13 protein-coding genes are annotated in these 12,898 nt (G+C 72.1%); 10 read left to right on the forward strand and 3 right to left on the reverse strand.

Features of this window, described 5'->3' with window-relative positions; translation table 11 throughout:
- Positions 1-134: 134 nt before the first annotated feature.
- From ACZ6J5_RS26620 to ACZ6J5_RS26650, 7 genes are all read left to right on the forward strand, one after another.
- Positions 135-2,270, forward strand: a complete 2,136-nt coding sequence (locus tag ACZ6J5_RS26620; RefSeq protein ID WP_469395600.1) for a putative bifunctional diguanylate cyclase/phosphodiesterase — start codon at positions 135-137, stop codon at positions 2,268-2,270.
- 104 nt (positions 2,271-2,374) lie between these two features.
- Positions 2,375-2,671 (forward strand): Asp-tRNA(Asn)/Glu-tRNA(Gln) amidotransferase subunit GatC, encoded by a 297-nt coding sequence (gene gatC / locus ACZ6J5_RS26625; RefSeq protein WP_362470412.1) that lies wholly within the window; start codon positions 2,375-2,377, stop codon positions 2,669-2,671.
- A gap of 6 nt (positions 2,672-2,677) precedes the next feature.
- The gene (gene gatA / locus ACZ6J5_RS26630; RefSeq protein ID WP_469395603.1) at positions 2,678-4,180 is read left to right on the forward strand and encodes an Asp-tRNA(Asn)/Glu-tRNA(Gln) amidotransferase subunit GatA; all 1,503 of its coding nucleotides are present in this window, start codon (positions 2,678-2,680) and stop codon (positions 4,178-4,180) included.
- 62 nt (positions 4,181-4,242) lie between these two features.
- Positions 4,243-4,422: a hypothetical protein gene (locus tag ACZ6J5_RS26635; RefSeq protein ID WP_469395709.1), complete on the forward strand. Its 180-nt coding sequence runs from the start codon at positions 4,243-4,245 to the stop codon at positions 4,420-4,422.
- Between the two features lie 15 nt (positions 4,423-4,437).
- Entirely contained in the window at positions 4,438-5,949 is a 1,512-nt protein-coding gene (gatB, locus tag ACZ6J5_RS26640) for an Asp-tRNA(Asn)/Glu-tRNA(Gln) amidotransferase subunit GatB (RefSeq protein ID WP_469395605.1), read from the forward strand.
- 154 nt (positions 5,950-6,103) lie between these two features.
- A complete protein-coding gene (locus ACZ6J5_RS26645) occupies positions 6,104-7,390 on the forward strand; it encodes an AAA family ATPase (protein ID WP_469395606.1) in 1,287 nt (428 codons plus the stop codon).
- Positions 7,387-8,022 (forward strand): hypothetical protein, encoded by a 636-nt coding sequence (locus tag ACZ6J5_RS26650; protein ID WP_469395608.1) that lies wholly within the window; start codon positions 7,387-7,389, stop codon positions 8,020-8,022. The genes ACZ6J5_RS26645 and ACZ6J5_RS26650 overlap by 4 nt, the downstream gene beginning before the upstream one ends.
- Before the next feature lie 22 nt (positions 8,023-8,044).
- On the opposite strand, the gene ACZ6J5_RS26655 is transcribed toward ACZ6J5_RS26650, so the two are convergent.
- Entirely contained in the window at positions 8,045-8,692 is a 648-nt protein-coding gene (locus tag ACZ6J5_RS26655) for an RICIN domain-containing protein (protein WP_469395610.1), read from the reverse strand.
- A gap of 146 nt (positions 8,693-8,838) precedes the next feature.
- Here ACZ6J5_RS26655 and ACZ6J5_RS26660 point away from each other — a divergent pair, with 146 nt between their 5' ends.
- Positions 8,839-9,390, forward strand: coding sequence for a DinB family protein (locus tag ACZ6J5_RS26660; protein WP_469395612.1), 552 nt, complete (start codon positions 8,839-8,841; stop codon positions 9,388-9,390).
- Between the two features lie 43 nt (positions 9,391-9,433).
- Here the strand turns inward: ACZ6J5_RS26660 and ACZ6J5_RS26665 are convergent, their stop codons facing one another.
- Entirely contained in the window at positions 9,434-9,757 is a 324-nt protein-coding gene (locus ACZ6J5_RS26665) for a DUF397 domain-containing protein (protein ID WP_469395613.1), read from the reverse strand.
- Complete coding sequence (locus ACZ6J5_RS26670) at positions 9,754-10,494, reverse strand: DUF5753 domain-containing protein (protein ID WP_469395615.1); 741 nt, start codon at positions 10,492-10,494, stop codon at positions 9,754-9,756. The genes ACZ6J5_RS26665 and ACZ6J5_RS26670 overlap by 4 nt, the downstream gene beginning before the upstream one ends.
- 200 nt (positions 10,495-10,694) lie before the next feature.
- On the opposite strand from ACZ6J5_RS26670, the gene ACZ6J5_RS26675 reads away from it, so the two are divergent.
- Both ACZ6J5_RS26675 and ACZ6J5_RS26680 read left to right on the forward strand, forming a co-directional pair.
- Positions 10,695-11,108, forward strand: coding sequence for an ATP-binding protein (locus tag ACZ6J5_RS26675; protein WP_469395617.1), 414 nt, complete (start codon positions 10,695-10,697; stop codon positions 11,106-11,108).
- Between the two features lie 133 nt (positions 11,109-11,241).
- Positions 11,242-12,660, forward strand: coding sequence for a ricin-type beta-trefoil lectin domain protein (locus ACZ6J5_RS26680; RefSeq protein ID WP_469395619.1), 1,419 nt, complete (start codon positions 11,242-11,244; stop codon positions 12,658-12,660).
- Positions 12,661-12,898 lie beyond the last annotated feature (238 nt).

Raw genomic sequence — 12,898 nt, forward strand, 5'->3', positions numbered from 1 at the left:
GTGAGGGCCCTGCCGGGCGGCAGGAGCAGGACACGCGGTACGACGAGCGGCGGCAGGACGGCCCAGCGGCATGACAGTGGCATGACGACGGCCCCCGCGTTGCGACGGCACCGCCGGCTGTGAGAGGGACGGGAATGAAACCGACCGAGAGTGCCGCCCCGGTCGCACGGCCCCAAGGCCGTGCGGCGTTCGTGGGCATCACCTCCGGGCTGCCCGGAGTGCTGGTGGGCATCGCCGCCGTCGTGCTCGCCGCCGGGCTCTACCGGACGCTCAGCACCGGCCAGGGGCTCTTCCCCGGCGGCGGCGCCGGCTGGTCCCTCGCCGTCCTCACCGGCCTCATCGTCGGCCATCTGGTCGCCCTCGGCCGCGACCGCTGGTGGGGCGGCACCGGCTCCGGCGCCGCCCTCACCCTGGCCGTCCTGCTGCTCTACGGCTGGGTGCCCGCCTGTCTGATCTCGCTCTCCGTCGTCGTCCTCGTCGCCGCCGCCCGCCGCCACCGCTGGCGGCACGGCCTGCTGCACGGCGCCGTCGACGTCATCGGCGCCTGCGCCGCCGCCCTCGTCCTCGCCACCTTCGGCGACGTCCCGACCGTCGAGAACCCCTGGCGGCCCCTCGACTGGGGGATCGCCGACGTACCGGAAGTGGTCCTCGCCGCCGTCGCCTACCTCGTGGTGACCCGGCTGCTCCTGTGGTACGCCCTCGCCCCCCAGGGCGGCTCGCTGCCCACCGCCGCCCGCACCGCCCTGCTCCGGCAGGGCCTGGTCGCCGTCGCCCTGCTCGGCATCGCGCCCCTGATCTGCGTCGTCGCCGTCGCCCACCCGGCCCTGCTGCCCCTCTTCGTCGTCCCGCTGATCGCCCTCGACTCCACCCTGTGGATCGCCCGCGCCCGCGCCGAGGAGCAGCTCCGCGACCCGCTCACCGGCCTGCCCAACCGCCAGTGGCTGCTGGAACGCACCTGGACGGCCCTGGAGGAGGCCGAGGGCCAGGGCGTGCGCTCCGCGCTCGTCCTCATCGACCTCGACCGCTTCCGCTCGGTCAACGACACCCTCGGGCACCTCGCGGGCGACCGGCTGCTCCTCCAGATCGCCGAGCGGCTCCGGCTCGCCCTGCCGCGCGGCGCCGAGGCCGCCCGGCTCGGCGGCGACGAGTTCGCCGTCCTGCTGCCCACCGCCGACTCCACCACCAGCGCCCAGCGGGTCGCCCGCCACCTGGTCGCCGAGCTGTCCTCCCCGCTCGACCTCGACGGCCTCACCCTGGTCCTGGAGGCCAGCGCGGGTGTCGCCGTCTTCCCCGAGCACGCCCTGGACGCCGAGGGACTGCTGCGCCGCGCCGACGTGGCCATGTACCAGGCCAAGCGCGACCGCACCGGCGTCGAGGTGTACGAGTCGAAGCGCGACTCCAACACCCCGGACCGCCTCGGCCTCCTCGGCGACCTGCGCCGCGCCCTCGACGCCGGCGAGGTCGAGCTGCACTACCAGCCCAAGGTCCGTTTCGACGGCCAGGTGGCCGGCCTGGAGGCGCTGGTCCGCTGGGTGCACCCCGAGCGCGGCAAGGTCCCCCCGGACGAGTTCATCGCCATCGCCGAGTCCTCGGGCCTGATGCCCCACCTCACCGAGTACGTCCTGGAGACCGCCCTGGCCCAGGTGGCCCGCTGGCGCGCCCAGGGGCTCAACGTGCCGGTCGCGGTCAACGTCAGCCCCCGGGACGTGCACACCCCCGGCTTCGCGGGCGCCGTCGCCGCCCGGCTGGCCCGGCACGGCGTCCCGGCGGGCGCCCTCCAGCTGGAGATAACGGAGCACGTCCTCCTGGAGGACCCGCAGCGGGCCGCCGACACCATGGCCGGGCTCACCGGCCACGGCGTCAAGATGTCCCTCGACGACTTCGGCACGGGCTACTCCTCCCTCGTCCACCTGCGCCGCCTGCCGGTCAGCGAGCTGAAGATCGACCGCTCCTTCGTGGCCCGGCTCGCCGTGGACAACGAGGACGCCGAGATCGTCCGCTGCACGGTGGACCTGGCGCACTCGCTGGGCCTGCTCGTGGTCGCCGAGGGCGTCGAGGACGACGAGACCTGGGAGCGGCTGCGGGACCTGGGCTGCGACGCCGTCCAGGGCTGGCTGGTGGCCGCCGCCATGCCGCCCGGCGAGACCACCGCCTGGCTGCGCGCCCGGGGCGAGCACGGCTGGCGCCGCCCCTCGGAGATCGCGGCGGCCGCCGCCGCGCTGGAGGCCGCCTCGGCCGTCGAGCACCCCTCGGGACACGTGGTGCAGTGACCCTCCGCCCGCGCCGGGAGACCGGCGCGGGCAACCGTTTCACGGGCAGCGGCGCGGGCCCCCTAGGATTGGGCCAACACCATCAAGCACCCCTGAGGATCCGCATGCCTGGCATCACGCGCGAGGAGGTCGCCCACCTCGCCCGGCTGGCGCGTCTGGAACTCGCCGACGAAGAGCTCGATCACTTCGCCGGCCAGCTCGACGACATCATCGGCGCGGTCGCCCGCGTCTCCGAGGTCGCCGACCAAGACGTACCGCCGACCTCCCACCCGCTGCCGCTGACCAACGTCATGCGCGCGGACGAGGTCCGTCCGTCGCTCACCCCCGCGCAGGCGCTCTCCGGCGCCCCGGCCCAGGAGCAGCAGCGTTTCAAGGTGCCGCAGATCCTGGGGGAGGACTAAGAAGTCATGACGGACAACAGCATCATCATCAAGCTCACCGCCGCCGAGACCGCGGCGAAGATCGCCTCCGGCGAGCTCACCGCCGTCCAGGTCGCCGAGGCCCACCTGGCCCGGATCGACGCCGTCGACGAGAAGGTGCACGCCTTCCTGCACGTCGACCGCGAGGGCGCGCTGGCCCAGGCCCGCGCCGTCGACGAGAAGCGCGCCCGGGGCGAGAAGCTGGGCCCGCTGGCCGGTGTCCCGCTGGCGCTGAAGGACATCTTCACCACCGAGGGCATCCCGACCACGGTCGGCTCCAAGATGCTCGAAGGGTGGATCCCGCCCTACGACGCGACGCTGGTCAAGCGCCTGAAGGCCGCCGACGTGGTCATCCTGGGCAAGACGAACATGGACGAGTTCGCGATGGGCTCCTCCACGGAGAACAGCGCGTACGGCCCGACCGGCAACCCCTGGGACCTCACCCGGATCCCCGGCGGCTCCGGCGGCGGCTCCTCGGCCGCGCTCGCCGCGTACGAGGCCCCGCTGGCCATCGGCACGGACACCGGCGGTTCGATCCGGCAGCCCGCCGCCGTCACCGGCACGGTCGGCGTCAAGCCGACCTACGGCGCGGTCTCCCGCTACGGCATGGTGGCCTTCTCGTCCTCGCTCGACCAGGGCGGCCCCTGTGCCCGCACGGTCCTCGACGCGGCCCTGCTGCACGAGGTCATCGCCGGGCACGACCCGCTGGACTCGACCTCCATCGACGCCCCGGTCCCGCCGGTCGTCGAGGCGGCCCGCAACGGCTCGGTGGCCGGGATGCGCGTCGGCGTCGTCAAGCAGTTCCGGGGCGAGGGCTACCAGGCCGGCGTCGTGCAGCGCTTCGACGAGTCCGTCGAGCTGCTGAAGTCGCTGGGCGCCGAGATCGTGGAGCTGGACTGCCCCACCTTCGACCTGGCGCTCTCCGCGTACTACCTGATCGCGCCGTCGGAGTGCTCCTCCAACCTGGCCCGCTTCGACGGTCTGCGCTACGGCCTGCGGGCCGGCGACGACGGCACCCGCTCCGCCGAGGACGTCACCGCGCTGACCCGCGAGGCCGGTTTCGGCCCCGAGGTGAAGCGCCGCATCATCCTCGGTACGTACGCGCTGAGCTCGGGCTACTACGACGCCTGGTTCGGCTCGGCGCAGAAGGTCCGCACGCTCATCACCCGCGAGTTCGAGGCCGCCTTCGAGCAGGTCGACGTGATCGTCTCGCCGACGACCCCGACCACCGCCTTCGCGATCGGCGAGCGCGCCGACGACCCGATGGCGATGTACCTCGCGGACCTGTGCACCATCCCGACCAACCTGGCGGGCAACGCCGCCATGTCGCTGCCCTGCGGCCTCGCGCCGGAGGACGGGCTGCCGGTCGGTCTGCAGATCATCGCCCCCGCCCTGAAGGACGACCGCCTGTACAAGGTCGGTGCCGCCGTCGAGGCCGCCTTCGTGGAAAAGTGGGGCCACCCGCTGCTTGAGGAGGCTCCGTCGCTGTGAGTACCAGTGCACTGCAGAAGGCCAAGGGCTTCAAGAAGTCCAAGACCGGCACGTACGTGTCGATGGGCACCACCGCCTTCGGCGCGTTCACCGTGGCCAAGCAGGTCAGGAAGGCGCGCGCCGAGCACGACACGCTGAAGCTCGTCGACGCCGTCGTGTCCGCCGCCGCCATCGTCACCGGCCTCGCGATCCTGTACCGCGAGCTGAAGCGCCTCGGCGACGACGACGTCCTGCTGGGCTGAGAGGGAAGTTCCACCGTGACTGTCACTGAACTGCTGTCGTACGAAGCCGCGCTGGCCGCGTACGACCCCGTCATGGGCCTTGAGGTCCATGTCGAGCTGGGCACCAAGACCAAGATGTTCTGCGGCTGCTCGACCGAGCTCGGCCAGGACGCCAACACCCAGACCTGCCCGACCTGCCTCGGCCTGCCGGGCGCGCTCCCGGTCGTCAACGCGATCGGCGTGGAGTCCGCCGTCAAGATCGGTCTCGCGCTGAACTGCGAGATCGCCGAGTGGTGCCGCTTCGCCCGGAAGAACTACTTCTATCCGGACATGCCGAAGAACTTCCAGACCTCCCAGTACGACGAGCCGATCGCCTTCGACGGCTACCTCGACGTGCAGCTGGAGGACGGCGAGATCTTCCGCGTGGAGATCGAGCGCGCCCACATGGAGGAGGACACCGGCAAGTCCACCCACATCGGTGGCGCGACCGGCCGCATCCACGGCGCCTCGCACTCGCTGCTCGACTACAACCGGGCCGGCATCCCGCTGATCGAGATCGTCACCAAGCCGATCGTCGGCGCGGGCGAGCGCGCTCCCGAGGTCGCCAAGGCGTACGTCGCGGAGCTGCGCGAGCTGATCAAGGCCCTGGGTGTCTCCGAGGCGCGCATGGACAAGGGCCAGATGCGCTGCGACGTCAACCTGTCGCTGATGCCGAAGGGCACCGAGACCTTCGGTACGCGCTCGGAGACGAAGAACGTGAACTCGCTGCGCTCCGTGGAGCGGGCGGCGCGCTTCGAGATCCAGCGGCACGCGGCCGTCCTCCAGTCGGGCGGCTCGATCCTCCAGGAGACCCGTCACTTCCACGAGGAGGACGGCTCCACCACCTCCGGCCGGATCAAGGACAACGCCGAGGACTACCGCTACTTCCCGGAGCCGGACCTGGTCCCGGTCGCCCCGGCCCGCGCCTGGGTCGAGGAGCTGCGGGCGGCCCTGCCCGAGCTGCCCCGGGTGCGCCGCAACCGGCTGCGCGAGGAGTGGGGCGTGTCCGAGCTGGACATGCAGGCCATCCTCAACGCGGGCGCGGTCGAGCCGATCGTCGCCACCATCGAGGCGGGCGCCGACGCGGCGTCGGCGCGCAAGTGGTGGATGGGCGAGCTGGCCCGCAACGCGAACGAGCGGGGCGGCGCGCTCGACGAGCTCCCGATCACCCCGGCGGACGTGGCCCGCGTGTCGGCCCTGGTCGCCTCCGGCGACCTGAACGACAAGCTGGCCCGCCAGGTCATCGAGGGCGTCCTCGGTGGCGAGGGCACCCCGGACGAGGTCGTCGAGAAGCGCGGTCTGAAGGTCGTCTCCGACGACGGCGCGCTCGGCACGGCCGTGGACGAGGCCATCGCGGGCAACGCGGCCATCGCGGACAAGATCCGAGGCGGCAAGGTCGCGGCGGTCGGCGCCCTGGTCGGCGCGGTCATGAAGGCCACCCGTGGCCAGGCCGACGCGGCGAAGGTCAAGGACCTGATCCTGGAGAAGCTGGGCGTCAGCGAAGGCTGATCCCGTACGGCTCACGGGGGCGGCCCCGCACCGGAACTCCGGTGCGGGGCCGCCTTCGTCGTACGGCGTGCGCCCACGTGGCCGGGGGAGCCGGCGCCGTTAGGGTGGGAAGGGACGCTGCCGAGGTACGGCGACACGAGGAGCAGAGCCCAGGATGATCACCCAGATCCGGATCAACGGGTTCAAGTCGTTCCGCGACTTCCGGCTCGACGTGCCGCCGACGCTGATCATGCTGGGTGCGAACGGGGCCGGGAAGTCCAACCTCCTCGACGCCCTCCGGCTCGTCGCCGGAACGGCGGACCGGGGCTTCGAGGAGACCGTCCGCAGGGACCGGCGGCTGGCGCCCGTCGACCTGTTCCGCAAGGACCAGGGCCGGGAGTTCCGGGGGCTGACCATCACCGTCGGCTCGCTGGTGGCGTCCCCTTACGGGCCGCTGCCCCTGCGGATCCGGCTCCTCGTCACGCGCCTCGGGTCGGGCCGGGTGGCCCTCGGGCCGAAGAGCGGCGTCTGGGTCGGCACCGTGGGCGAGTTCGACGGGGGGACGGACGGTTTCGGACCCGACGCCGAACTGCGGGATGCCGTGACGCGGGCCCGCACGGAGTTCATCGCCGCGGACAAGGCCGCGTTCGTGCCGCTCCAGGGGTCCCTGGGCAGCCCCTTGACCGTCGAAGAGGAGGAGTTCCTCCGGTCGGAGGACTCGGAAGCCTTCCTCGGGGATCCCGGTGCGGGCCTGCGGCTGCTGGCCGCGCGTGAGTGCGCGTCCTGGGCCCCCCTCGTCCTCGATCCCTCGGCCATGCGCCTGCCGTCCCCCGCCTTCGTCCATGGCCGGCTCGCCCCCGACGGGGGGAACCTGGCCCCGGTGCTCCAGCGGATCGAGGAGCGCCCGCCGCTCTGGCGCCGGTTCGTCGCGGATCTCGCCGCGCTGGTCGACGGGGTCGAGGACGTACGGGTCGTGTACGACGAGCGCCGCCAGGAGCTCGACTTCGAGGTGGCCTTCAGCCATACGGGATGGCTGGCGCCGCCCGCCCTCTCGGACGGCACGCTGCGCATGGCGGCCCTGCTCGCGGCGGCGGCCGATCCGGGCTGGCCCGGCGGGATGTGCGTCGAGGAGATCGAGAACGGGATGAACCCCGAGTACGTCGCCGAGCTGGTGCGCCGGCTGCGGCGCGGGACCGGGGTGCTGCCCGAGGCGTCCGCGTACCGCCAGCTCATCGCCACGACCCACTCTCCGGCCCTGCTCGGCGCGCTCCGGCACGACCTGTCCGGCAGCCTCGTCTTCCTGGAACAGGCGGACCGCGTCGATCCGGCCGACGGGACGATCTCCCGCGCGACCGTGGCCAGGCCGCTGCGGGCCTTCGACCGGGAGCGGGAGCCGGGGGAGAGCGTGTCTCCGGAGCGGGTGGAGCGGCTGCTGCGGAAGCTGAACGGGGCCGGGGAATGAGGACGTTGCTGCCGGGGCTTCTCGTCGAGGGCAGCGACGGGCCCTATCTGCGCAGCCTGGTCAAGCGACAGCTCGACGAACTCGTGCTCGCGGGCGGCGCGGGGACGGTGGACGTGCTCGCGTGCGAGGTCTCCCCGGTCCGCTCCAACGACCGGCCGGAGCGGGTCCTGGCGGCGGCCGAGGAGCTCGCGGCCGACTGCGACATCGTCTTCGTCCACGGCGACCAGGACGCCGCCGAGGCCCGCCACAAGCTGGTCGCCGAGCTGGAGCGGCGGCTGGCCGCCGCCCCGCGCGCCGGGGTGTCCGTCCCCCTCGTGCCCGTCCTGACGACCGAGTCGTGGATGCTGGCCGACCGGAAGGCCCTGGAGTCGGTCGTGGGCGAGCTCGCCGCGTACCCGTACTCCGGGCCCCAGGCGGTGGAGAAGCGCGTCGCGCTCAAGGGCGGCAACACCAGGCTGACCCCCAAGGAGGTCTGGAAGGCCCTGCTGGGCGGCGACGGGCCGGAGGTGCTGCACGACGGCGCGGAGCTGCTGGTGCGCCGTACGGATCTCGCCGTGCTCGCGCAGGTGCCCTCGTACCGGACCTGGTACGAGGACACGGAACGCGCCCTGCGCGAGCGGCGGTTCCTGTAGGACCCGGCGCCGCGCCGCGCGGCTACTTCCAGTAGTGGTCGCGGTAGGTGCCGCAGGTGTACTGGATGACGGGCGCCGTGGCGTCCGTTCTGCCGTTCAGGACCGCGAGGCACTTGCCGCTGTTCCAGTTCACGAACTGGTTGGCCTGCTTGGCGCTGTCGTAGCGGAGCGCCCAGTACTGGTCCACGTACAGGCCGCAGGGGTACTGCGTGGCCGGGACGAGGTCGCCGGTGCCGGCGGCGTCGACGGACAGGCACATGCCGCTGTTCTTGTTCCGGACCGAGTACCAGCGCTCGCCGCGCCCGTCGCCCTCGTACCGGACCTCCCAGTAGTGGTCGGCCCAGCTTCCGCATCCGTACTGGTTGAGCTGCGTGGCGGGGTTCTGGCTGCCGCCGGGCACGGCGAGACAGAGACCGGAGTTGTAGTTCCGGATCCAGCCGTACGCGTTGATCCCGAGCGGTGCGACGGACTTGGGGTCCACTCCGGGCCGGGGCACCGGCTTGTCGCCGGTGGCGGCGGCGGCGCGGGCCGCGGCGCGGGCGTCGACGGGGGCCGGCGCCTTCTCCGCGGCGGCGGAGCCGGTCGCGGCGGCGCCCAGGAGCAGTCCGGCGGCGGCGGCGAGCGCGAGGGCGGGGCGGCTGAGCGACCGTGCGATCTGTCGGGTGTTCACGAGTCCTCCCATGTGGAGATCCGATGACCCGGACATGCTGGCAGCGGCCCGACAGCGGTAGCTGACATTCCGTCAGGTCTGGCCGGTACTCGCGATCCGCCCCCTCGCGCGGGCGCGCCCCCACCTGTTCGCTAAGGTCTCCGGCCATGACCGAGAGCACGAACGAAGCATGGCCGGAACCTCCCCTCGCCGGCACCGAGGCGGCGGCGATCCTCGGCGCCCTCGAACGGCAGCGGGCCACCCTCGCCTGGAAGTGCTCCGGCCTGGACGCCGCCGGTCTGCGCGCCACGCTCGGCCCCTCCGCCCTCACTCTGGGCGGTCTGCTCAAGCACCTGGCGCACGTGGAGGACAGCCACTTCGCCCGGCTGTGGCTCGGCGCCCCCGTCGGGGCTCCCTGGGACACCGTCGACTGGGAGGACACGCCCGACTGGGACTACCGCTCCGCCGCCGAGGACACCCCCGAGCGACTGCGCCTTCTGTGGGCGGAGTCGGTCGCCCGGTCACGGGCCGTCGTCGCCGAGGCGCTCGACGCGGGAGGGCTGGACCAGCTCGGCGCCTACGTCACGCGCGGCGGCGAACGCCCGAACCTGCGCCGCATCCTCCTCGACCTCATCGAGGAGTACGCCCGCCATGCCGGTCACGCCGACCTCATCCGCGAATCCGTCGACGGGCTGACGGGCGAGGACCCGCCGAGGTGAACCACGCGGCGGGCCCCGGCCGGCGGCCGGGGCCCGCCTGCTCCTAGGCGATGACCTCGGCGACCTCGCCGACCTCGGCCAGGAAGCCCGACCAGGCGGCGGGGGAGACGGTGAAGACGGGGCTGACGTCGCCCAGCTTGGAGTCCCGGACGTGCACGGCGGCGGGGTGAGCGGCCACCTCGACGCAGTTGCCGCCCTCGTCGCCGCTGTAGCTGGACTTGGACCAGTCATAGGCGACTTCCAGGCAGTTGCCGCCCTCATCGCTGCTGTAGCTCGACTTGCGCCACTCGTAGGCGACTTCGAGGCAAGCGCCGCCCTCGCTGCCGCTGTAGCTGGACTTGAACCACGACAGTACTGCTGTGCTCATGTCTCTCCTGCCAGACGATCCAGCAGGCCCATGGTGTCTTCGGGTGTCAGGGCCTGCGATCGCAGCATTCCATATTTGGCCTGGAGGATGCCGACCTCGTCGGGATCGTCGATGAGGAAGCTCACCCGCTGGCCCTCGATGTAGGCGACGTGTTCGTGGGCGGGGGTCTCGATGAGCACCATGGGCCCGTCGAGCCCGGCGTGCTTCGTGCGCGCCTTGGGGATGATCTGGAGTGCTAGGAAGGGGAGTTCGGCCAACTCGCGCAGGTGTTGGATCTGGTCGCGCAGCACCTCACGCCCGCCGATAGCTCGCTCCAGGACGGACTCGTCCAGCAGGAAGGACATCATCGGCGGCCACGGCTTCTGCTCGAAGATCCGCTGTCGGTCCAGCCGGTCGAGCATCCGTTCCTCCGCCTCCTGCGGAGTGATCGGGGGGTACAGGCAGTCGAAGACCGCGCGGGCGTAGTCGGGGGTCTGGAGCAGGCCGGGGACGACGCCGTTCTCGTACCAGCACAGGCTGAGCGCCTGCGCCTCCAGCTCGATGAACTCCTGCACGAACGCCGGGAAGCGCTCCTTCTTCGGCGCCTTCTCCACCAGCACCGTCAGCGCGCCGCCGGTGTTCAGGATGCCGTCGAACTCACCCGCCAGCACCAGGCGCAGCGCCCGCCGCCCCTGCTCGATCGAGCCGAGCGTCTCCAGGGCCACACATGCCTCGGTGGCCAACTGGGGCTGGGTCATCCCCGCCTGTCTCCGGTAATGCGCCACCAAAGCGCCGGTCGCCACCCATGCGGGCACCTTCTTCCTGGGATTCGTCGCGCCTGTCATGAGGCGTGGATTCCCCGCGCCGCGCCCGCGCGACGCATCCGGAACCCGTACAAAGAATTTGTACGGGTCGGAGCGCTGGGGCGCGTGGGGCGCGCGTCGCCACCGTGATCGCCATGAACGACGAACTTCCCCTGTTCCGCGAGGTTTTCTACCGCCGCGAGCACCGTTCCGTGCCCCTCGCCCGCGACTTCGTCCGCAAGGCGCTGGCCGACTGGGGAGTGGACGCCCGCACGGACGACGTACTGGTGTGCGTCAGCGAGCTCGCCACCAACGCCCTCCGGCACGGCGTCCCGCCGGGCCGCGGCTACCGGCTCCACCTCTACCTGGAGCGCCCCGGCCCGCTCCGGATCGAGGTCCACGACAGCGGCGACGGCACGCCCGCCGTCGTCCGTACCCCTGCGGGCGAGTCCGGGCGCGGGCTGCTGCTCGTCGAGGCGCTCGCGGACCGGTGGGGGGTGGGGGAGCGGGACCCCGGGAAGATCGTCTGGTGCGAGTTCGGGGGAGCTGAGGGGTTGAGCCGCGGGTGAGCCATGGGTGAGCCACGGGTGATCCGTCGGGCGGAGGCGCGATGCGGTGGCGCGATGCGGTGGCGCGATGTGGATACGATCGCGCGGATCCGCAAACGATCTTCCATTCGCATCGAACCCACGGGGAAACGCCTTGTCCGTCTCATCCACCTCACGCAGAGCCCTGGCCTTCCTGGCCGCGGGCTGCCTCTCGCTCATAGGGCTCCAGGCCGGGCCGCTGGCGTCCGAGGCCGCCGCGGCCACGGACAGCGGCCGGTTCCAGGGCGTCAACTGGGCCGACCCGCGCGACAACTACGCGAGTGACGAGCTGGTCCTGTCGGGGCTCTCGAAGACCGACGACTTCTCGACCACGTACGCCAAGTCGGCGGCGATCGTCGGGCAGTTCCAGAGCAAGTTCGGCGTCAACACGGTCCGGCTGCCGGTCAACCCGGCCACCGTCAACGGCCCGTACTGGCAGTCGTACACCGGCGCCATCGACGCCGCCCTCCACAAGGGCGTCAAGGTCCTCCTCGGCTACTGGGAGGCCCCGGGCACCAAGGACGGGAAGATCGACGACCAGGCGTCCTACGACGCCATGTGGACGACGATCCTCGCCAAGTACGGGGACTCCCAGCAGGTCTACTTCGAGCCGATGAACGAGCCGTTCGGCTACACGGCCGCCCAGTGGACCGACGTGGCGGCCGGCTGGCTCGGCACCCACGGCCGCAACATCTCCCGCGAGCGGGTCTTCGTCGGCGGCACCGGCTACAGCGAGGACGTGCGCCCGGTCTGCGCCGACTCCCGCCTCGCCGGCACCCACCTCTCGCTGCACCACTACGGCTTCTGGCACGGCGACTGGACCGACCGCGCCCAGTGGGCGGCCGACCTGCGCACCAAGGTCGGCGGCTGCGCCTCCCGCACGGTCCTGACCGAGTTCGGCTCCAACCTGGCGAGCGGGCTCGACTACAACGGACCGGTCAACGGCTCGAACGAGATCGCGTACCTCCAGGGCGACACCGACACCCTGCGCGAGCTCGGCATGGGCTCGGTCTACTGGCCCGGTCTGCGCAACGGCGACTGGTACAGCCTCACCGAGCTCCAGGGCACCGGCACCGACCTCACCCTGCGCACCACCAACCAGTCCGCCGCCGACCGGCTCGCCTGGGCCTGGTTCGGCACCGGCCGCCCGGCCGTCCAGAACGGCGTGCTGCGCGGCGTCGGCTCCGGCCACTGCCTCGACGTGCCCGGCGCCTCCAAGGAGGCCGGCAGCTCGCTGATCGTCTGGTGGTGCACGGAGGGCTCGCCCAACCAGCAGTGGGCGTACACCCCGGAGAAGGAGCTGCGGGTCTACGGCACCATGTGCCTGGACGCCGACCACGGCGGGCGCGGGCTGATCATCTGGTACTGCAACGGCGGCGACAACCAGAAGTGGACCTTCAACGCCGACGGCACGGTGACCAACCGGATGAACGGCTTCAACATCGACGTCTCCGGCGAGGCCACGGCCCCCGGCAGCTCGGTCGCCCTCTGGTACGGCAACGGCGCCCCCAACCAGCGGTGGCAGCGCAGCTGACCCGGGGCTGATGCGGGGCTGACGGGGGCTGACCAGGGCTGACCAGGGCTGACCGGGGCCGATCCGGCCACCCGGGCGCGCGGCGGTGTACGGCGGTCTTCCGGCCTCCGTTCACCGCCGCGCCGTCACGAGGTCTTCTCGTGGACACCCGGTCTCATTAGCGTCCCTGACGTACCAAGCCAATGGCTCGAAGGCGAACCATTGGCTGTCAGGTCCGCTACTGGAGGTCGGTCTTGTC

The organism is Streptomyces sp. NPDC042100 (assembly GCF_055582325.1).

What these genes read in the sequence shown, in the direction of transcription:
- ACZ6J5_RS26650 (WP_469395608.1), top strand. Translation starts at nt 7,387, where the DNA reads ATGAGGACGTTGCTGCCGGGGCTTCTCGTCGAGGGCAGCGACGGGCCC.
- ACZ6J5_RS26635 (WP_469395709.1), top strand. Translation starts at nt 4,243, where the DNA reads ATGGGCACCACCGCCTTCGGCGCGTTCACCGTGGCCAAGCAGGTCAGG.
- ACZ6J5_RS26620 (WP_469395600.1), top strand. Translation starts at nt 135, where the DNA reads ATGAAACCGACCGAGAGTGCCGCCCCGGTCGCACGGCCCCAAGGCCGT.
- ACZ6J5_RS26670 (WP_469395615.1), bottom strand. Translation starts at nt 10,494, where the DNA reads ATGACCCAGCCCCAGTTGGCCACCGAGGCATGTGTGGCCCTGGAGACG.
- ACZ6J5_RS26660 (WP_469395612.1), top strand. Translation starts at nt 8,839, where the DNA reads ATGACCGAGAGCACGAACGAAGCATGGCCGGAACCTCCCCTCGCCGGC.
- ACZ6J5_RS26665 (WP_469395613.1), bottom strand. Translation starts at nt 9,757, where the DNA reads ATGAGCACAGCAGTACTGTCGTGGTTCAAGTCCAGCTACAGCGGCAGC.
- gatC (WP_362470412.1), top strand. Translation starts at nt 2,375, where the DNA reads ATGCCTGGCATCACGCGCGAGGAGGTCGCCCACCTCGCCCGGCTGGCG.
- ACZ6J5_RS26645 (WP_469395606.1), top strand. Translation starts at nt 6,104, where the DNA reads ATGATCACCCAGATCCGGATCAACGGGTTCAAGTCGTTCCGCGACTTC.
- ACZ6J5_RS26675 (WP_469395617.1), top strand. Translation starts at nt 10,695, where the DNA reads ATGAACGACGAACTTCCCCTGTTCCGCGAGGTTTTCTACCGCCGCGAG.
- gatA (WP_469395603.1), top strand. Translation starts at nt 2,678, where the DNA reads ATGACGGACAACAGCATCATCATCAAGCTCACCGCCGCCGAGACCGCG.